This is a genomic window from Streptomyces aurantiaciflavus (assembly GCF_049808595.1).
Classification (GTDB): Bacteria; Actinomycetota; Actinomycetes; order Streptomycetales; family Streptomycetaceae; genus Streptomyces.
The window spans coordinates 106946-126934 of the sequence record NZ_JBNCAQ010000021.1; the positions used below are offsets into that span (position 1 = coordinate 106946).

Here is a 19989-nt window from a genome sequence, read left to right on the forward strand (position 1 = left end):
TCGGCGGGTTGTGGGTTCTCTGGGGCTCGAGCAGGGGACTCGAACCCCTCGGGGCACCGGAGACCGGTGCCCTGGCGGCTGCCTCAGCACAGGGTCCCGGGTGGGTACTTCATCACCGCCTCCTGGTGCGGGTCCCAAACCCATATCCACGAAGTGCGCCACAGGACGGGCAGTTCATAGACCGGCTCGGCGTACGGGCTGGCCTCTTCCCCGGTAACGGGATTCCCGGTGGATGCGTCCACCCAGCCGGTCTCGACGAGCGACGGCCGCCAGCTGGAATCGCCCACGAGGATCGCCTGGACGTACCGGATTGCGACGGTGTCCTCGGCCCAGGGAAGTCGCCACTCGCGTTCGTGCATCCAGGTCGATCCCACTCCCGTGCGGACGCTCCAGTGCGCGAGACCAGCCTGCTGGAACTGCGCGTGTACCGCGTCCGGGACGTAGGCGACGGAGCCCCCGCCGGCGCTGAGGATCGCGGAGCGGTGGGTGACGATGCCCCAGGGGGAGAACCGGCCGATGCCGATGAGGTACTTGAGGTGGTCGGGGGGGCTTTCGGAGAAGCAGATACACGGGGTGGTCGCGCCAAACGGCGCGTACGCCCGGAACTGCTTCTCGCGCAGGATGCTGTCCAGACGCTCCTGCGCGCTCATGCCCTGGATCTCCTCCGGCACCGAGTCGGGCCGTTGCCCGTTGCGACCGGTGAAGTGGTACAGAGAGTCGCTCTGCGCCGGGCCGACGACTTCCAGATCCAGCATCGTCACCTTGCAAGTCCCCCCTTCGTTTAGCCGCGATCGTGACCCCCGTACGTCATACACGAAGAGAGAGGACCCGAGAGGCGCAGTGCGCTACTCCATGTCGCACGTACAGGGCGAGCAGCGATGGACCGGCGTCGGCGCTGCGCAGCAGGGTGGACCTGACGGGTCGTCCGTGCCGGGAGTGCGAGTAGCCCCGCTGTTCATGGTGTCCTCAGCCGCGCTGGGCCAGCTCGCGGCCGCCGGCCTCATCCGGACTGCGCCCGGCTCTGGCACCTTCGCCGTCCGGCCGAACCCCCTAGGAGTCGAACCCCGTGCTGGACGTCCTGGCGGTCGCCTCCCTGTGCCGGACCCTGGCCGCGCGCTCCTTCGGCCCGGGTCGCCCCGGTGCTGGAGAGCGGCGGCGGGGACGGCGACACCTCCGGGGACCGCGAGGGGCCGCTGACGCGCCTGGTTGATGTCTCCGCCCTGGAGGGCCTGGACCGGCACGTCCTGCGCTGGATGAACGAGGCTTTGCTGTCTGCCGCTCGCCGCCTGATGGCGGACGGCCCGTGCGAGGGCGACACCCACGTCATCGCGACCACCTGGGCGCTCCCCCGCGACGGCGGCCGCCGCCCGGCTCCTCGGATGCGGTCTGCATACGCCGCTTCGTTGACCCGAGGTCCTCGAGTTGCTGCGCGGGACCACGCATATGAACCTGGCATAAAGGAAGCACCTCATAGATCTGCACTCTCCGTGGTCGACCGATCGCCGACCGTTTAATGCGTCTTTCTCCATATTCAATGCGGGAAAAAGCTGCGGGCTGCGATCTACCAGATCGTTGACGGTCACGCAAGGGATGTCAACACATGGCGAATGAGGAACTCTTTGACCCAGCCGCGCTCTCGGCGATTTGGCTCCTTCTTCAGTCTGAGACTATGGAAGAGGCCCGGGACATTGTCGAGCGACACCCAGTGCTGCTTGGCGATGATGCACTTTACGCCATCGACGACTTCGCCCTTGTTGCCCGGCAGCGTGGTGAAGCAGAAACGGCGTTCGAACTTGGGCAGTGCAGAATGCAACTCCAACGCTGCGCCGAAGTCGGGGTCGAGTCGGCATTTGCCGAGGAGCGCCGAAAGCGAGATATGAGGTGGATTGCCTCCGCCTTTGTGCAGGCATCCACTCCATCAGAGTCGCAGCGCCTATTGCAGGAGCACCCCGAGCTACAGGAAAATCCGATACGCGACCTGATCGACGAGATGATCCAGGTAGCTGGCTTGACAGGGAATACCCAGGCGGTACTACGTCTTGCACGCAGCCAGAATCTTCTCAGCGCCTACCAGGACAAAGGCGTCCAGGCAGCCGTGGCTGCGGCTTCTCGGGATCGGGAGACATCCCCCTGGGTGCAGCTGCCGCCCAGCGAGATTGGTGACCTAATATTCGCCCAAATGATCAGGGGGCTGACGGGCGATCTCACAGCAAGAGTCGTGGTGAGCGTAGCCCAACGTGCCCGCTCTGTAGCCGCAGTGATAGAAGCACCTACATGGAGACAAGCCGGGAGGTTGGTTCGGCGACACCCCGAACTCCTCGATGACAATGTCTGTGAAGTGCTGGAACAACTGAGAATCGACGTAGGGCACGCAGGAAAATCCGAAATCGCACCTATACTTGGAGAGCACGGCAAGTTCCTGAAGCGTTATCGGGAGGTAGGGAAGCGGGCCGTCAAGGAGTTCCAAAAGATGAGGACTGGCGCTCCACATGAGTCCTCGACAGGTCCGGTCGAGTCCCGTCAGAGAAACGAATTTTCCGTCCCTTCCTCCTTTGCTGACCGCTACCGGGCGGCGGTGGATGCGGACCGCCAGGCGATGATCGGGGGTCCACCAGGATTGGCTGCGGCAGTGGGTGCCTGGAATGCTATTCTGGATCATCCTGACTTCGGTGGGACACACCGCGATTTTCAGCATGTGGTGTTCAGTTGCGCGGCCACCGCGTATGAGCGCCAGCATGAATTGATCAAGAAGAGAGCTGCTCTGGACGGCGCAATCCGCTGCCGGAAGGCCGCCATAGACCTCTCGCCCAACAAGGACTGGGCTGTCCGCTCAGGGTGGCTCACCCTCCTCGGAGTGAGCCTGCTACAGCGCTATGACCGAGACCGGAACCTGGATGACCTCAACGCGGCCATCGAGGCACACGACCAGGTCAGGACTGCTTCGGTCGAGTTGGACGCAAAAGACATATCACGCTTCGGGAACGCTCGGGAAAGCCGATTTCACCACACAGGAAGCGTCGAGGACCTCAACTGTGCGGTAGCTCTCCACAGCGAAGCGGCCGATCGCGCCAGAGCTGAAGGCCGTCCAAGCCCGGAGTATGCGGCGAACGTAGCCAGTGCCCTGTGGGCTCGTGCCGAGTACACCGGAGAGATCTCCGACTATGACAGGGCTGTGGAAGAGGCGCGCTCTGTCGTCGCTGCCGCAGAACAGCAGGACGATCCTCACCTGTACCAGCATCTGGCGACCCTCGCCACCATCTTGAGCAGCCGTTTCGACCGTCTGGGAAGCCTGGCCGATCTCGATGACGCAATCGCTTACGACCGTCAGGCACTTGACGTACTGCCCGCACCCGAAATCGACATTGCTCAGATGCTGAACGGTCTCGCCGCGGACTTGCGCAAGGGAGGAGCAGGGGATCTCGCCGACGTCCTCAGCCCGGAAGAGCCCGTTGAGCACGTGCGTGAGCACCCCGCACTTCCTGGGCTGCTCTCCCATCTCGGCAGTGATCTGGCCGCCCGCTTCCGCATATCAGGTGATTCCCAGGACCTTGACGAGGCGATCACCAAGCATCGCGAGGCCGTCGAGGCAACACCATCGGGGGATCCTGACCGACTGCGATGCCTGACCAATCTCGCTACCGCGCTGGCCACCCGGGCACAGATCCTGAACGACGCAAACGACGCAAACGAAGCCGTAAAGGTCGCGCAGGCAGCAGCCGACGCCGCCCCACATGGTCACCCCATGCGCCCAAGGGCACTGTCTAATCTTGCTATCGCCCTGGCCAGACGATACGAGCACACGCGTGACCCAGCGGAGTTGGACCATGCGGTCTCCATAGCCCGTGACAGCGTGCGCGAATGCACCGACCTCGATAGGGCTGATCGCGCCCGATTTCTGCTCACCCTCGGGCACGTGCTGCGCGTCCGCTCCGAGCTTGAAGGAGAGCACACCCTGCCTGACTGGGAAGACGCGTTGCGGTCGTGGCAGGAGGCCGCGGAGCTCACCGCGGCGCCCGCGGCCATCCGCGCGATGGCCGCACGTTCCAGTGCTGATGCGCTCTCCACCCGCGGCAAACATGACCAGGCATTGCGTTGGTACACCCGCACGGTGGAACTCCTTCCGCTGGTGGCTTGGCGAGGCATCGGCCGAAAGTCCCAAGAACGCCAGCTCGCTGTCTGGACCAGTTTGGCCAATAACGCTGCAGCCTGCGCCATCAATGCCGGGCGTCCCATGGAAGCTCTCCAACTCCTCGAACAGGGCCGCTCCGTACTGTGGTCACAATTGCTGGAGACGCGCACTGATCTCACCGACCTGCGCAGTGTCAATAAGGACCTGGCGATGGAGCTGGAGAACGTTCGTGCAGGCCTCGATCGCGATCCAGAACTGACGGCCCTAGACCAGACGCCCTTGAATAAGCGCCCAGCGGAGGACCACCGTATGGCTCAAGCCATGGAGTGGGACACGCTTGTCGAGGAAGTCCGGAAACTCCCCGGATTCGCATCGTTCCTGCGACCACCGCCAGCAACTGACCTATACCGCGCCGCGGCAGACGGCACTGCCGTAGTGATCAACATTAGTCAGGAGCGCTGCGATGCCATCGCTGTCACCACATCCGGGGCCGAGCTGATCAGACTCCCAGAGCTGACGCTTGAATCGGCAATGACCAAGGCCAACGACTACCTGCAGGCGATCCAGCATTACGAGTCTGCGCAGACTCAACTCGCCTTGACGCAGCGACCGCAGGCCGACGATCCCCCCAGCGCCTTCCACCAATACACATCCACCAAGCTCAAGCTGCGCGCCACGCGAGACGCAATGGAGCAACTCCTACAGGAGACACTCGAGTGGGCGTGGGACGTGATCGCCGAGCCCGTGCTCACCCACCTTGGCTTCCTCACCACCCCCGGCGAACAGGATCAATGGCCAAGGGTGTGGTGGTGTCCCACCGGTCCACTTACGGTGGTCCCCCTCCATGCGGCTGGCTACCACGCTCCGGGTGCCCCCTCAGGCCAAACCGTGCTGGACCGCGCGATCTCCTCCTACACCCCAACGCTGAGAGCGCTCTACCAAGCCCGGAGTAGCTCTCCCGCTACGGTAGGCACGCGCCCACAGCAGCGCATGCTCGTTGTCGCGATGCCCAACACGCCCAACCTGGCGCCACTGCCCAATGTCGAACGCGAGCGAGACCTACTCACCCACGAATTTTTCCCCGGACGCAGCACCGTGATGCATGGGCACCAGGCGACCCGCGAGGCCGTACGTGCGGCCTTGGGCAGCCATCGATGGGTGCATTTCAGTTGCCACGGCATGCAAGACCTTGCGGAACCATCCTTCGGGGGCCTCTATCTGTACGACCGCCCGCTGTCCCTCACGGACATAAGCGCCGGCCAATTTCATGGTGAGTTCGCTTACCTGTCGGCCTGCAAGACAGCGATCGGCGGTGTCCATCTCCCCGACGAAGCGATCACACTCGCCGCCGCACTGCACTACACCGGATACAGCCACGTCATCGCCACCCTGTGGTCGGTCTACGACCCTGCCGCTGCTGACGTGTCCGAGGCCCTCTATCGCCGACTCACTACGAACGGTCATTTCACTCCCGAGCACGCCGCCACCGCGTTGCATCACACGATCCGTCAACTACGAGAGCGCTACCGCACCGAACCCAGTGTCTGGATTCCCTTCACACACACCGGCCCGTAAGCGCAGCCAACGAATGCAAACCCAACGGGAAGGGGCCAATGATGCCTGAATCGTCAGATGCGGACATAACGCCGATGACCTACCGAGAGATCAGCACTCCGGACTTTGCACAACAGGCTGCAGAAACATGGCAAATCCGGCAGGTACGTCCAGGCATGTCCATGCTGTGTGGGCCCTGCCCACGGTGCGGCATCTACATCGAAGTTCCAGACTTCGACTCGGTAGTGAAAGGACGGTCGATCACCACTGCGGCTGCCTCCCCGCCCTATCCCTCATGGAATGAGGGCATCCCAGTCGCGTGCACCTGCAGCGAGGAACACCCCGGCCGACCTGAGGACGCAGTCGGGTGCGGCGCGTACTGGGTCTTCGACATTCAGGAGGAATGAGGAGGAGGTACCCGGTGACGCCCACCATCCGCCCAGGCAGACCGGCCGACCCCGCTGATCTTCTCCGCGCTCAAGAACGCGAGCAACTACTGCGCACCGAACTGCCCACGGTCCGGACCGCGGCCGTCGCATGGCGCAACGGATTGACCGGACTACTTGCTGCGCTCGTCGGGTTCAGTTTGATCAAGGGCCGGTCCGACGTAAGCACGCTTGCACCCGGCTGGGCGGCGATGGTCGGCATACTCCTGCTATTGGCTCTAGCAGCCGGAGCCGGCGGTGCCGTTGCGTTGCTCCGCGCCGCACATGGTCGCCCCGCCGCAATCGCGCAGCACACCCTTCCAGTGCGCAGCGTCGTGGAGCACTTGGAAGCGCTAGTCTCAGCCAAAGCCCTCAAGTACGGCATCGTCATGACCCTCAGCTGCGCCGCCTTGCTTGCAGCGGCAGTCGGCGCCACGTGGTACGGCCCGACCAGGACAGCTACGCCCGGTCCCCCGACCTGCGGCATCCAGAGTACGACCCATAACACAATGTCGGCGTTGCCCCTCCTAAATACGTCGCCCTGAAGAAGGGGGAGGACCGTCCCAGCCGGTCAGGGCCCCTGGGGATCGACAGGCCTTCGTAATATGTGGTGCCCAAATCGCCGGGTCCTTCCTCTGATGGCTTTCGGCGGAAGGACGACAACACAAGGCAACTGTCCGCAGAAGCCGTGGTGTCCGTCCTGCCGGACGAACGTTGCGGGAAACTGCGGACCGGCCTCGTTCATCCTGTCCAGGGCATCGGCGATCACATGGGTCCAGGGCCAGTGCTTGGCGAGGCGGAGGTAGCGGCGGCGGCCGGTGGTGACGAGTTGGGCGGCGGTGGAGAAGAGCCGGAGCCGCAGGCGGCGGGGCTCCCAGAGCCGGGCTTGGTCGGTCAGGGCGAGCAGGGGCATCCAGGCGAGCAGGTCTCACTGGCTTCTCTGCCTGCGTGCCGTCGCGGCGCTTGCCGCGGGTGCGGCGTGTCCGGATCGGATTGGGGACCTGGTACTCGCTGGCCGCCCACAGGTAGAACAGCAGGCCGTTGCCTCCGGCGTCCGGACGGATGTCCGGCCGAGCATCTGAGCCCAGACAACGCTTCGACCCTGGGTGGTAGTTGAGCTTCGTGAGGCAGAATAGGGAGCTGTCGCAGTTGTTCCTGAAGCCGGTTGGGCACCAAGGTGCTTCCGCCGGCCTCACGCTTCGTGGCTGACGGCGGCCACGGCGAGGAAGCAGAGTGTGCTGAACGAGCTCGGCGTCTTCTGCGAGCGGTTCTTCGGCCTCGGTTTTGGTGGAGGTGAGTGGGAGTGCCGCAGCCGTGTTAGAACCGGGCAGAGGGGAAGCCAGAGGGCATCGCATGGGCACCGTAGACGAACAGATTCGTAGTGCTGCCAGCACGATCTCTTCGAACATTACGTCTCTGGGCCACGATCGAGCCCTACTGGCACAGAACATCCTCAGCCAGCTTCGCAACTTGGTCGAGGGCGTCATGGTGCGAGTTCACGCCGGCCGCGGAGACGTGGAGTTCCAGTACTCCTCCGTAAAATCTGCGGCAGGTCACGTGAGTTCGGACGCCAAGCTCAACTTCCTCGGGAGATTTCATAAGCTGCTTCAGATCAGCGCGTCGCACTACACAATGGGCGGCGATCCTTCCGAGCGGCTGATGCTCAAGTACTACGACTACCTGCTTCGGATTCGAGACCTGGCTCGTACTCAGCTCGGTCTCGATATCCTTCCGAATCTGGAAGACTTTCCCGTCGACCTCGACCCCTCGCTTCAGGAGTACCACGAAAAGATCGCGGCTCGGCTCCTGGCTGCCCGCTCGTTGCCGCTCAGCCAAGCTCCCAAGGCTCGCTACTACATCCACACAGTGCGACCCTTCTATACGGGCGGGCGCATCTACTACGAGGTGACCTTCTACAACGCCGTTAATAGGGTGAGCAAGTTCGATCGCATCATTGGCTTCACGGACATCGAAATCACTGACAAGCACGCGGCCAATCTGACGCTTGCGAGTGACTCGATTCAGGTACTCGGGCAGACCATGCCGATCACGATCATCCGCGAGTGGGAAGTGTCGATCCGGCCATGCGAGTTCGACAACTTCGCAAGGATCTTCGGCCAGACCATCAGTGCATCCTCCGGCAGTCCCGAGTATCGCTACCTGGCGCAGTATCTGACTGCAACCTCATCGAGCCTGCTCGACCTCGTAGACCTCTCAGATGATCAGTACTCGCGAGTGAGGACCTGGGTAACGCAGCGGTCGCAGGCCCCCCAGATCTTCCCCGTGCTGGAGATGGCACGCCAGATGATCCAGTCGAGGGCCGCCGGGCACAACGTGCTCCGCTACCTGATGTTGCAGATGAACAACCAGTTCATTAAGTGGCAGTACAGGCCGGCCGCGTGCGGTGTGCTGTCGGACCTTAACTTGGAGTACGGGTGCAAGCCGTTCGACGAGATGCCCTTCTGCACGTCTTTGTATAGGCATAACCCCCGATTTTCTGACCTTGTTGAGAGCTTGGACACGAGCGGTCACACTCATGAGTTCCTAGCTCGACGTGTGAAGACCAACGTCGAAGACCGCGGCATGCTCTATACGCCGGTATCTGACCTGGAGGATCTCGGAGACGTAGATCAGCTTGTCGCGACCTACAATGGCAGGTTGTACTACAAGCACACTGCTCGGAAGCTACTCAAGGACAAGGGGCACGTCTTCATCAAGGGCTATGAGGACGACATTGTCGAGATCATCGCCAAGCTCCAGCAGCTCGCGGCTACAGGGATTGCTGGGTATGAGACTGCGGTTAAGCAGTGGCTCGCTCAGGCGACCCCCGCCCCCGACGACCCAATTAAGGTGCAGGCGCTCCAGAAGCTCTTCGTCGATTCGCAAGTCGCACTGATCTACGGGGCCGCTGGCACGGGCAAGTCGACGATGGTCGGCCTCATCGCCAACTATTTCAACGGCAACGAGAAGCTCTTCCTCGCTCACACGCACCCGGCCGTCGACAACCTCAAGCGTCGAGTCAGGGCACAGAAGTCCACCTTCCGCACGATCAGCAGTCACATCGGCCGCAACGATGCGACCGAATACGACGTCTTGGTCATCGATGAGTGCAGTACGGTCAGTAATTCAGACCTGCTCAAGGTGCTTGAGCAGACATCCTTCAAGCTCCTCGTGCTAGTTGGTGACGTCTTCCAGATTGAGTCGATTCAGTTCGGGAACTGGTTTGGGCTTTCCCGGTCGTTCATCCCGAGCACCGCCGTATTCGAGCTTGAGACGCCTTTCAGGACCAAGAACGCAAACCTTTTGGACCTATGGTCGACTGTTCGCGAATTGAAGGAGGACATCGCGGAGACGCTGGCACGCAACAGCTACTCCACGGTTCTCGATAGATCTCTGTTTGCAGCACAGCGGAGCGACGAGATCATCCTGTGCCTAAACTACGACGGCCTGTACGGCATCAACAACGTTAACCGGTTCCTCCAGAGCAGCAACCCTGGTGCGGCGACCGTTTGGGGCGCTTCGACCTACAAGGTCGGCGACCCGGTGCTGTTCAACGAGACTGATCGGTTCAAGCCGGTCATTTACAACAATCTGAAAGGCAAGATCGTAGCAATCCAGACATTCCCTGGTCGGATCCAGTTCGATGTGGCGCTCGACCGACCGGTGACCGCCTTCGATGTTGATGGCGTCCAACTTCGCTACGTCCAGGACTCCACGGTGCAGTTCGATGTCTATGAGCGTGGCAGCGGGGACGACGATGACGACTCGACGACCGGGTCCGTACCGTTCCAGGTTGCCTACGCAGTATCCATCCACAAAGCACAGGGCCTTGAGTATGACTCGGTGAAGGTCGTGATCACGGACGCCAACGAGGACGACATATCTCACAACATCTTTTACACGGCGATCACCCGGGCACGCGAGCATCTTCAGATCTTCTGGACACCCGAGACCGAGCATGCCGTCCTGGGCAGCTTGCAGCGGAGTGTCAACAAGAAGGATGTCGCTTTGCTTTCAAGCCGACGTGGACTGAAGAAGACACCGTGATCGGGTGGGTCAATTCTTAGGTTCTTCCCATCATGGTGTCCCGGCTGACGCCTGCCTCGCGTCAGAGGGTTTTCACTCCCGGGTGGCTTGCGCTCGGCTGAGAGGGAGTGGAACGACGGCGGCTGAGCGGTTGTCTGCGTGCTCGCGAAGTGCGGCGTTCTCTGAGAGGAGGGTCATGATGACGGTCGCGGCGGCGTCGACTTGGTCCTGGAGTTGTCGGCACTGATCGCGGCTTTTTCGGAGCTTGCTGCGGAGTTCGGTGAGTTCGGTGTCGCGTTGTTGCTCCCGGAGGCCAGCGGGGCTGGTCCCGACGCGGCCGTCCCATTCGGCGAGGATGTCGGTGGCCCGGTTCATCGTTGCGCGACTGACCTGGGCCTCCTGGCAGAGATTGTTCTTGGTCAGCTTGCCGTCGGTGCGCTCGGGGGCGCCGGCGAGGAGACGCTCCATCGCCTCGCGAAGAGCCCGTTCGGTCTTGGGTGAAACGGTCACTGCCCGGCCTTCTTGATCATGAGGTTGACCTCCTGAAGCTGTGCGTCGAGGTGAGCCCGGCGGTTCTTGGGGAGGGACGTGTCGGCCCGCAGGCGGTTCAGGGACGCTCGCTCGGCCTTCCAGATCGGTAGATGTTCAGGGCCGAGGATGCTGTTGGCGCATCGGGAGGGTTGGCAGCGGTCCAGCAGCGGGCCTCGATGTCCTTCGGGGACGATGGCGTCCTCGATGCACTTGGCGCCGGAGGGATCGTCGTCGTTCATGGTGCAGTGGTTGAGCTTGCCGAAACGGATCGAGAAGCGGGTGCGGCGGAGGAGGCTGTGCTCGACGCGGATGTCGCCGCGCTGGGCTTGGCCGGTGGCTCGGAGTTCCTCCGCCTTTTGCCGGACCGCGGCGAAGGCCTCGCGCATTCGGTCGGCGCCGGGGCCGAAGCCGATTGTCTCGCCGCGGCTGTCCGCGGTGAAGAGTTCCTTGAGGCGGTGGAAGCGGCGTTCGGCGATGGCGTCGTCGAGGTGTTTGGCCCAGGCTGCGTCCTTGGCCATGTAACCGGCGGTGGTCCGGTTGGCCAGGGCCCGGGTGGCGACGTGCTTGAGTTGCATGCCGACGGCGATCTCGGAGCCGGGGAAGTCGCGGGTGAGCATGGCCATGGTCCTGCGGAACATGTGTGGCGCGACGTGCTGGGGAGGGATCTCGTCGAGCCCGGTGACGTGGCGAGATTCGTTGACGCGCCGGATGAAGTCCAGGAGTGCGTCGCCGCTGTCGAAGAGCGTCTCGGGGCTGTAGCCGGGAACGGAGCCGAAGGCGAGTTCGGGGTGTGGGGACAGCTGCTCGGCCGTCTGGATGGCGCGGGCGACCTGGTCGACGATCCACCAGTGCTTGGTGGGCAGGTCCGGATCGAGTTTGTGCTTGGTCGACTTCACCGCTGTGGTGCCGAAGTACTCGACAACGGCCCCTTTGAAGATCTCCCGGATCTCGGAGTCGCGCATCATCGACAAGGCTACGACGAGGCAGTAGCAGGCATTGCGCAAGGCCAGGGCCTCGAAGTGCAGTTGCTGCGGCTGGAGCGATTCGTGCCAGGGACCGCGTGTCCCGTCGGGCCGCTCGACCTCGGCCAGCCGGGGCAGCAGGCCGACCTGGACCCGGCCGGTCTCGGCGAGTTCCTCGACCATGCGACGGCGGGCCCGGCCGGACTTGGTGTGGGTGGGGAAGAAGTTGAACTTGCGGGGATGACGCCCGAGGAGCGCGTTCAGCAGCGACCAGTTGACCGCCTGTCGTCCGTCCTGGGTGGGGCGGACCGGAACCCGGCTGGCGGGATCTTCCAGCCAGGCCGCGAAGCGGCGGTGAATCTCATCGACGGGACCGTCGTAGAAGCCGGCCTGGATGGCCTGCCATCGATCAAGGGCCTTGAGGATGTCGGGGCCGAAGATATCGATGTAAGTCCAGGCGGCCCGGACCAGTGGGAACCAGGTATCCGGCTTGACCACGGGCGTCTTCAGCGGGGCGTCGCGCGAGATGTTGAGGATGTCGTGCGTGCTCATCCCCGGCCAGGGGTCCGTCTCGCGGCCGCCGCAAGCCAGAACGGTGCGGAACCGATGCAGAGCCCGGATGACCGTGATGGGCTCAACCAGGGTCGTCGTCCCGGGAGTGTGATGCTGATCAACGTATCGGTGGAAGTCCTCGTCGCTCCAGACGGTGATGTCGTCGGGGAGCTGCTGGTCGACGCCGAACTCGGCCAGCGTGCGCAGATGCAGCATCCTGAGCCTGACCGTGTTCACGCCGTAAGGGGTAGCCCGCAGGTGGATGCCCCGGGCGAGCAGAGCGGGATGACGCGGGTTGAACCAGATCATGGACAGCTCGCGGCCCAGAAGGTGCCAATCCGGGGCGAGCCCGCGCAGCCAGACCCGCCGGCTGGCCCGGTCCTGGTTCGCGGGCCGGCGGACGACGTCGTTGAAGTCCCAGCAGTCGGTGATGTCCCCGAACCGGGGCGACATGGCGCCGGGCAGCAGGGGGTGCGACTGAATCACCGGCTCGTCGTCCCGGAACACGGAGCGGGCTGCGGGCAGTGGGAGGCGGGTCATGCGTCAAACTCCACGTGTGCGGCGAGAGGAAGCTGCAAGGACAGGCCTTCATCGGCGATCTGCTGCCGGGCCTTGGCGATCTCGGCATCCGTGCGGGCCTTGATCGCCTCGTTGACGTTGACCCGGCTCTGTCCCCAGAGCGCGTGGAAGTGCTGCGAGGACAACCGGAGCTGGAGCCGGGCCAGGTGGTCGGCGAACAGCAGCAGCTGCGGCAGGTTCGAGGGCAGCACGAAGGCGTTGCGGCATTCCAGGCAGCGGGTCGGGGCGACCGGGCAGAGTTGTCCGGGGCGGCCGAACGGTGAGGCGAAGGGGTCCTTGCAACTGGAGACACCCATGTCGAGCTGGCCCGAGCGAAGGTCCTCGATCTCCTCGCGGGTCAGGCCGAGCACGTCGCCCGATCCCGGCTCGGCCAGAGACTGTTCGGCGTGCTCGCTGAGCACGATGGGGCCTTCGAGGGCCTTGTTGAACCAGCGGCTCTGGGCAGCAGTGATCACGTTCCCGGAGATCACCCGCAGAGTGGTGCCGTGTGCGTAATGGCCGCGGAAGACCTCCTCGCTGTGGTCGTCGGCGATGTCGCTGACACGGCCCTTGAACGCGATGGCCTTCTCGACCTTCCCGGACTTGCGCAGGCGACGAATGTCAGCCGGTCCGTCGACGCGAACGTCATGGGCCTGGAGCCAGCTGGCGAGGTTCCCGCCGTCCTGGGCGCCGTCGAACGGCGCGATCCGCAGCGAGTGGACGTGCAAGGAGGCCTTCAGGAACAGCGGGACCGGGTCGGCCCCGGCCCGCTCGGCCAACGGCCGGCTCAGCTCAAGGAGCGTGCGGACCAGTTCGGCGGCGTCCAGCCGCGGCGTGCTGGGGTGCAGTGCCGCTGCCGGTTCGCCGCCGGTGCTGAAGGCCTGCCGCATCTGGGCGTGAGCCCGTCCCTTGGTGAAGTCGATCAACACGCTGCGAGGGCCGAACTCGACAGAGCCCTCGGTCAGGGTGACGACTTCCTCCGCGGACCGTCCCGTTGCTGCCATCAACAAGATCCGATAGCTCTGCAGGTCGAGGTTGTGCGGGTAGAGCTGCCGGACCAGAAACCGCACCAGGATCCGTTGCCCGGAGCGGGCATCGACCCGTGCGGGCAGAAGATCACGCAGAGACGCGGGCATGTCCTGCCAGCGGGGCAGGTGCCGGATGATCTCCTCGCAGGCCCCGTCCTGGTGGGCGATGGCCCAGAGCAGGTTCGCCGGCTCGTGCCAGCCGTCCTTGGCGGGGTCTGTGCCGCTTCGGGCAAGTTCCCGCCCCCGCCTAATCCTCGTCCTGATCGTCAGATGGTCGGCCCAGGCTGCCCGGATCAGGGCCTTCTTGTCGGCTCGGGTGAACTCGTCCAGCTCGGTGTAGTGCCCGCGGCGCAGGCCCAGGGCGCCGTTCACCCACCCGGGAAGGTGCCCGGCGACGGGCCGGTCGGGATGCTCGATCCGCCTCGCGATCAGTGTCCGGAGCCGTCCCGCGTTCCAGGCCGGCATGCGCGAGCCGGGCGAGAAGGTTGCCGGCAGGAGCCGGATCCACTCGGTCACGGCGAAGTGGAGGTCGGGGTCAGTCTGGCCCAGTGAGGCCGAATGGGCGTGCGGGACGGTGGCGTCGACGTGTTCGCAGAACAAGACGATGGCCGCGCGGTAGCTTCGGACGGTCGCGGCGGACCACGTCTCGGCGGCGGCCAACTCGACCCATTCGTCGGCGAGCTGGTTGACCAGTGTCTTGCAGGTGTAGTCGGCCGGGTCGAGTGTGAAGACGACCTTGTCGCCGTTCGCCTCGCAAGCGGTCACGGATCGCAGCCCGATCCGGGGCGGCTCGGGTTCCGCGGACCGAGGCGCGGGAACCGGGAAGTTCCGGGTGTACTCACCTCTTTTAGGCATGAGCGTGCTCTTCCAGGTTCATCATGTGCCGGGCGATGGTGATGTAGGAGGCGCCGCCGGCCGCGGTCCACTGACGGAAGGCGTCGTCGACCTCCCGCATCGGGTCCTTGAGGTAGCGGACGTAGCGGTACGTGGTCGAGGGCCGCAGATGGCCGAGCCTTTGCTGGACGGTCAGCAGGGGGTTGCCGGTCATGTGGTCCAGCAGCGTCGCCATGGGCAGTTCCTGGGTGTGGGCGTCGCCGAGGGCTTCCCGGGTGAGGAAGATCAAGAGCCGCAGAGCGAAGGTGTGCCGCAGGTCGTGGTAGCACCAGCAGAGGCGGGGCATCAGAGGCGCATCCTGGTGCGTCGACCAGGTGACCATTCGTTCCCAGGCCCGCCAGCGGACGCGGTCCCAGCCCGAGGCGCTGAGCATCTTCCCGCCCTTGCCGACGAAGAGCGCGAGGGGCTCCAGGCCGTCGCCGGTCTCCAGCACGGTGATCCGCCGCAGGTCCGGGTCCATGTCCTTGACCACCCGGGTGACCGTGCGGCCCTCCAGGACGCCGCGGAGCCTTCGGCCCGCCGCCTCGATCCCCGTCACCACGAACAGATCCCGGTGCTGGCGCCGCAGCGTGCGTTGTGCCGCCGCGACGATCTCCGGACGCTCGATCGTGAGATAGGGATCCAGCAGTTCCATCGCGTCGACCGGGACATAGACCGAGCGGCGTTGCTTCCTTTTCGCGCAGGCCGCCAGATCGACGTCCGCGGTGCGGGGCCTGATCCCGGGCGTCAGGCCGAGCTCGGGCAGTAGCAGCGTCGACCACTCCTGGATCCGCATCCCGGTCAGCAAGGCGAGTTCGCAGGCCGCCCGGTTGCGGTGCGGACGCCAGCCGCGGAACGACGAGTCCAGGCCGGCGTCCGGCGTCAGCCCGCCGAAGCCGACGTCCCGGAGATAGATGTACTGATCGATCTCCATGTGCCGGACACGGACGTCTGTGCTCTTGCCACTGGCCAGCGACGTGCCCCGTGAAGTCGACCGCCAAGGGCGGGCCGTGACGTAGCCGATGTCGACCAGGAAGTCGTAGAGCTGCCCGATCGCGGCCGCGTCCTTGTCCCAGGTCGGTTCCTCGACGGTCTCCTCGGCGTGCTCGCGCCGCCAGTGCTCGAACTGGACGATGTCGGACTCGGTTGCCGAGCGCAGGTCCCGGCCGCGTGACTGAAGAAAGCCCAGCAGCATCAATACCGCATAGGCGTACGTCCGCATTGTCTTCGCGGCCGTCCGACGCCAAGCCAGCCTTCGGAACCACGACGACAGCGGCTCGACCGGCCGCATCACACCGTCCAACAGCACCGGCGTACCGGCAGGCAGCCGGTGCCGTTCGAGTGACTCCTTCAGCAGGGCGCGATCAACGCCGGCCACGTCCCCAACCCGCCACACCGCCCGGTGGTTGGCGAAGTACAGCTGCACAGATCCTCCGAGACTCGGCGTACGCGGTTGTGCACGTTCGTGTGTACGTCAAGAGCCAACGGAGGCGCCCTTCACGGGGCACGGGGCCAGGTCACGAGTCACTCAGATGAGACACAATGGAGTGTCTGGAGAACCCCTGGAGGCCGGGCACGTCGTGATCGCGCGCAGCGCGGGCGTGGTGCGGTTCCCCGCCCGGTTCCTGATGGTGCTGGCGGCCAACCCGTGCCCGTGCGGCCGTTTCTCCCAGCGGGACACCCTGTGCGAGTGCCCGCCCTCGGCGATCCGCCGCTACCAGGCCCGGCTCTCCGGGCCCCTGCTCGACCGGGTGGACCTGCGCGTCGAGGTGGACCCGGTCAGCAGGGCGGAGCTCGCCCACCGCGGGCCCGGCGGCGAGTCCACGGCAACCGTCGCCGACCGCGTCCGGGCCGCACGGGAACGCGCGGCGGCCCGGCTGGCCGGCACCCCGTGGCGGACCAACAGTGAAGTACCGGGGCGGGAGCTGCGCAGCCGCTGGCATCCCGCGAGCGGCGCGATGGACGAGGCCGAGCGGAACCTGGAGCGGGGCGTGCTCACCGCCCGCGGGCTGGACCGCGTCCTGCGCGTCGCCTGGACCGTCGCCGACCTCCTCGGCCACGACCGGCCCGACGCGATGGACGTCGCCCTGGCGCTGCAACTGCGCACGGGAGTGCCGCGCGGTGTGCCGATGGCGCTCGGGGCGCTGACATGACCGGCGCCGACGAGCCGGACGAGGAACGGCGGGCCCGGGCCTTCCTCACCCGGGTCCTCGAACCCGGTGACGAGGTGGGCGGGCAGTGGGTGCGCGAGCGCGGGGTCGCCGAGGTGGTGCGCCGGCTGCGCGGCGACGGCGAGCCGCTGCCCGGGGTGACCGCCAAGCGATGGGCCGGGCTCCTGGCGCGGGCCGAGCGGGCCGAGCCCGAGCGGGACCTGGCCGTCGCCCGGGAGGCGGGGGTGCGGTTCGTGTGCCCGGGGGACGCCGAGTGGCCCCGGCCGCTGGACGACCTCGGGGACGCCCGCCCTCTGGGGTTGTGGGTCCGGGGCCGGCCGAGTCTGCGGATGTGGGCGCTGCGGTCGGTGGCGGTCGTCGGCGCCCGCGCCTGCACCGAGTACGGCGCGCACATGGCGGTCACCCTCGCCGCCGGCCTCGCCGAGCGCGGCTGGGTGGTGGTCTCCGGCGGTGCCTACGGCGTCGACGGCGCCGCCCACCGGGGCGCCCTCGGCGCGGGCGGCGCCACCGTCGCCGTCCTCGCCTGCGGAGTCGACCGGCCCTATCCCCGCGGCCACACGGAGCTGATCAACCGGATCGCGGAACAGGGGCTGGTCGTGGGGGAGCTGCCGCCGGGGGAGCATCCCACGCAGAGCCGGTTCGTCCTGCGCAACCGGGTGATCGCCGCGCTCACCCGGGGCACCGTGGTCGTCGAGGCGGCCTACCGCAGCGGATCGCTGGTCACCGCCCGCGCGGCGCAGCGGCTGGGCCGGCACACGATGGGGGTGCCCGGTCCGGCCACCAGCGGTCTGTCGGCGGGGGTGCACGAGCTGCTGCGGGGGGAGGCCGCGCTGGTCACGGACGCCGCGGAGGTCGTCGAGCTGGTCGGTGACATGGGAGAACTGGCTCCGGAGCGGCGCGGGCCGGTGCTCCCGCGGGACCTGCTGGAACCCGCCGCCCGACGTGTCCTGGCCGCGCTCCCGGGCCGCCGGGCCGCGGCGGCCCGGGAGATCGCCCGTGAGGCCGGGACCAGCCCGGACGACGCGGTCGCGAGACTGTACGAACTGAGGGCACTCGGTTACGTCGAACGACATGGCGACGGCTGGAAGTTGACACGCCAGGCGATGGTCTCCGTGCGAGAGGGGCGACGCCCGTGTTGACCGAGGGGGTTCGGCCGTCCGGGGGAACGCCGAAGCCCTTGGAAACGCCCGCAGTTGACGCGTCCCCGCGGTCGTCCCGGGTGATCGGAGGGCCCCGGAGGGGCGGTCAGCGGAACGTATCTGCGCACAGGTCGGGCCACGCCCTTCGCGCACCGCGACACTCCAGTCACGCTACGCTCACGAGGATTCCCCCACAGAGAACGGCAACCCGACACCAGACCGACAGCGCACCCAGGCACTCCCAGTTCACGTACTTCACGGCAGAACGGCACAAGGCGACGAATGCCCCAGCACACCTCCGGGTCCGACCGGGCGGCGATCCCCCCAGCCGCCCGCGACGGTGGCGACGTGCGGCCGCCCGCTCCCTCGACGCTCGACGAGCTGTGGCGGTCGTACAAGGCGACGGGGGACGAGCGGCTGCGGGAGCAGCTGATCCTGCACTACTCGCCGCTGGTGAAGTATGTGGCGGGCCGGGTGAGCGTGGGGCTGCCGCCCAATGTGGAACAGGCGGACTTCGTGTCCTCGGGGGTGTTCGGGCTGATCGACGCGATCGAGAAGTTCGACATCGACCGGGAGATCAAGTTCGAGACGTACGCGATCACCCGGATCCGTGGCGCGATGATCGACGAGCTGCGGGCGCTCGACTGGATCCCGCGGTCCGTGCGGCAGAAGGCGCGGAACGTGGAGCGGGCGTACGCGACGCTGGAGGCGCGGCTGCGGCGGACGCCGTCGGAATGCGAGGTCGCCGCCGAGATGGGCATCCCGGTGGACGAACTGCACGCGGTGTTCAGTCAGCTGTCGCTGGCCAACGTGGTGGCCCTGGAGGAGCTGCTGCATGTCGGCGGTGAGGGCGGGGACGGGCTCAGCGTCATGGACACGCTGGAGGACACCGCTGCCGACAACCCCGTCGAGGTGGCCGAGGACCGGGAGCTGCGGCGGTTCCTGGCACGCGCGATCAACACCCTGCCGGACCGGGAGAAGACGGTCGTGACGCTGTACTACTACGAGGGGCTGACCCTGGCGGAGATCGGGAACGTGCTGGGCGTGACCGAGAGCCGGGTCAGTCAGATCCACACCAAGTCCGTGCTGCAGTTGCGCGCGAAACTGGCGAGCTTCGCTCGGTGACCTGGCCGGATGCCGACCCTGCGGGCCCGGTCACTCCCCTCCGGGGTGCCGCGTCCGTAGAGTGGTCGACGTGCCAAGGATTCGAGCGGCCTCCGTGGCCGAGCACCGGTCGATGCAGCGAGCCGCCCTGCTGGACGCGGCTCGTTCGTTGCTGTCCGAGGGCGGGACGGAGGCGTTGACCTTCCCCGCCCTCGCCGAGCGGACGGGGCTCGCCCGGTCGTCCGTGTACGAGTACTTCCGGTCGCGGGCGGCCGTGGTCGAGGAACTGTGCGCGGTCGACTTCCCCGTGTGGGCGGCGGAGGTCGAGGCGGCGATGGCCGCGGCGGAGGCGCCGGAGGCCAAGGTCGAGGCGTATGTGCGGCGGCAGCTGGCGCTGGTGGGGGACCGGCGGCACCGGGCTGTCGTGGCGATCTCGGCGAGTGAGCTCGACGCCGGCGCGCGGGAGAAGATCCGGGCGGCGCACGGGGGGCTCGTGGCGATGATCGTCGAGGCGCTGGACGAGATGGGACACGCGGAGCCCCGGCTCGCGGCGATGCTGGTGCAGGGGCTTGTGGACGCGGCCGTCCGGAGGATCGAGCTGGGAGCGGAGGAGCCGCCGGCGGTGACGGAGGCGGCCGTGGGGATGGTCCTGCGGGGCGTTCGGATGTAGGTCGCCGCGCGGCCGGAGCGACCGGTTTCCCGGCGTCGGTGCGGGGCGGGTCACGCGGCCCGGCGCTCGCGGGGCGCCGCCTTCTTCAGGACGGGCACCGCCCAGCGGCATGAATGCTCGCGGTTTGCGGCTGGGTGGCGCGGCCCGGTGGTCGTGGCGTGCCGCCCGTGTTCGGGGCAGGCACCGCCCAGCGGCATGAATGCTCGCGGTTTGCGGCTGGGTGGCGCGCTCCGGTGCTTGGGGGGCCGCCCTTCTCCGGGGCGGCGC

Annotated in this window: 10 protein-coding genes and 2 pseudogenes; 6 read left to right on the forward strand and 6 right to left on the reverse strand. The window is 66.3% G+C overall.

The genetic code is table 11. The features are described from left to right. Nucleotides 1-83: 83 nt before the first annotated feature. Complete coding sequence (locus ACPT94_RS24870) at nucleotides 84-755, reverse strand: hypothetical protein (RefSeq protein ID WP_425246855.1); 672 nt, start codon at nucleotides 753-755, stop codon at nucleotides 84-86. A gap of 845 nt (nucleotides 756-1600) precedes the next feature. Between ACPT94_RS24870 and ACPT94_RS24875 the strand changes: the two genes are divergently transcribed. After that, complete coding sequence (locus ACPT94_RS24875; RefSeq protein WP_425246856.1) at nucleotides 1601-5704, forward strand: CHAT domain-containing protein; 4104 nt, start codon at nucleotides 1601-1603, stop codon at nucleotides 5702-5704. 1146 nt (nucleotides 5705-6850) lie between these two features. On the opposite strand, the pseudogene ACPT94_RS24880 reads toward ACPT94_RS24875, so the two are convergent. Next, nucleotides 6851-7036, reverse strand: a pseudogene (locus ACPT94_RS24880) (transposase); the annotation flags it as partial. A 425-nt stretch (nucleotides 7037-7461) separates the two neighbouring features. Between ACPT94_RS24880 and ACPT94_RS24885 the strand changes: the two are divergent. After that, nucleotides 7462-10155: an ATP-dependent DNA helicase gene (locus tag ACPT94_RS24885; RefSeq protein WP_425246857.1), complete on the forward strand. Its 2694-nt coding sequence runs from the start codon at nucleotides 7462-7464 to the stop codon at nucleotides 10153-10155. Nucleotides 10156-10227: 72 nt separating this feature from the next. Here ACPT94_RS24885 and ACPT94_RS24890 read toward each other — a convergent pair whose 3' ends face one another. The 4 genes from ACPT94_RS24890 to ACPT94_RS24905 all read right to left on the reverse strand — a co-directional run bounded on the left by ACPT94_RS24890 (nucleotide 10228) and on the right by ACPT94_RS24905 (nucleotide 16064). Beyond that, the gene (locus ACPT94_RS24890) at nucleotides 10228-10644 is read right to left on the reverse strand and encodes a hypothetical protein (RefSeq protein WP_425246858.1); all 417 of its coding nucleotides are present in this window, start codon (nucleotides 10642-10644) and stop codon (nucleotides 10228-10230) included. After that, nucleotides 10641-12719, reverse strand: coding sequence for a hypothetical protein (locus tag ACPT94_RS24895; RefSeq protein WP_425246859.1), 2079 nt, complete (start codon nucleotides 12717-12719; stop codon nucleotides 10641-10643). Before ACPT94_RS24895 ends, ACPT94_RS24890 begins: the two co-directional genes overlap by 4 nt. Continuing rightward, nucleotides 12716-14530: a hypothetical protein gene (locus ACPT94_RS24900; RefSeq protein ID WP_425246860.1), complete on the reverse strand. Its 1815-nt coding sequence runs from the start codon at nucleotides 14528-14530 to the stop codon at nucleotides 12716-12718. The genes ACPT94_RS24895 and ACPT94_RS24900 overlap by 4 nt, the downstream gene beginning before the upstream one ends. 82 nt (nucleotides 14531-14612) lie before the next feature. Further along, nucleotides 14613-16064: a tyrosine-type recombinase/integrase gene (locus ACPT94_RS24905; protein WP_425246861.1), complete on the reverse strand. Its 1452-nt coding sequence runs from the start codon at nucleotides 16062-16064 to the stop codon at nucleotides 14613-14615. A gap of 130 nt (nucleotides 16065-16194) precedes the next feature. Between ACPT94_RS24905 and ACPT94_RS24910 the strand changes: the two are divergent. The 4 genes and pseudogenes from ACPT94_RS24910 to ACPT94_RS24925 form a co-directional block, all read left to right on the forward strand. Continuing rightward, nucleotides 16195-16791 (forward strand): annotated as a pseudogene (locus ACPT94_RS24910) (ATP-binding protein); the annotation flags it as partial. Further along, the gene (gene dprA, locus ACPT94_RS24915) at nucleotides 16788-17948 is read left to right on the forward strand and encodes a DNA-processing protein DprA (protein ID WP_360343849.1); all 1161 of its coding nucleotides are present in this window, start codon (nucleotides 16788-16790) and stop codon (nucleotides 17946-17948) included. The pseudogene ACPT94_RS24910 and the gene dprA, both read left to right, overlap by 4 nt. Before the next feature lie 282 nt (nucleotides 17949-18230). Next, a complete protein-coding gene (gene whiG / locus ACPT94_RS24920; RefSeq protein ID WP_360343852.1) occupies nucleotides 18231-19073 on the forward strand; it encodes an RNA polymerase sigma factor WhiG in 843 nt (280 codons plus the stop codon). Between the two features lie 94 nt (nucleotides 19074-19167). Further along, on the forward strand, nucleotides 19168-19722 hold the full coding sequence (locus tag ACPT94_RS24925; protein ID WP_360343961.1) for a TetR/AcrR family transcriptional regulator: 555 nt from the start codon (nucleotides 19168-19170) through the stop codon (nucleotides 19720-19722). Nucleotides 19723-19989: the final 267 nt, after the last annotated feature.

Coding starts and splice junctions, on each gene's coding strand:
- ACPT94_RS24870 (WP_425246855.1), bottom strand. CDS start 755: ATGCTGGATCTGGAAGTCGTCGGCCCGGCGCAGAGCGACTCTCTGTAC.
- ACPT94_RS24875 (WP_425246856.1), top strand. CDS start 1,601: ATGGCGAATGAGGAACTCTTTGACCCAGCCGCGCTCTCGGCGATTTGG.
- ACPT94_RS24885 (WP_425246857.1), top strand. CDS start 7,462: ATGGGCACCGTAGACGAACAGATTCGTAGTGCTGCCAGCACGATCTCT.
- ACPT94_RS24895 (WP_425246859.1), bottom strand. CDS start 12,719: ATGACCCGCCTCCCACTGCCCGCAGCCCGCTCCGTGTTCCGGGACGAC.
- dprA (WP_360343849.1), top strand. CDS start 16,788: ATGACCGGCGCCGACGAGCCGGACGAGGAACGGCGGGCCCGGGCCTTC.
- whiG (WP_360343852.1), top strand. CDS start 18,231: ATGCCCCAGCACACCTCCGGGTCCGACCGGGCGGCGATCCCCCCAGCC.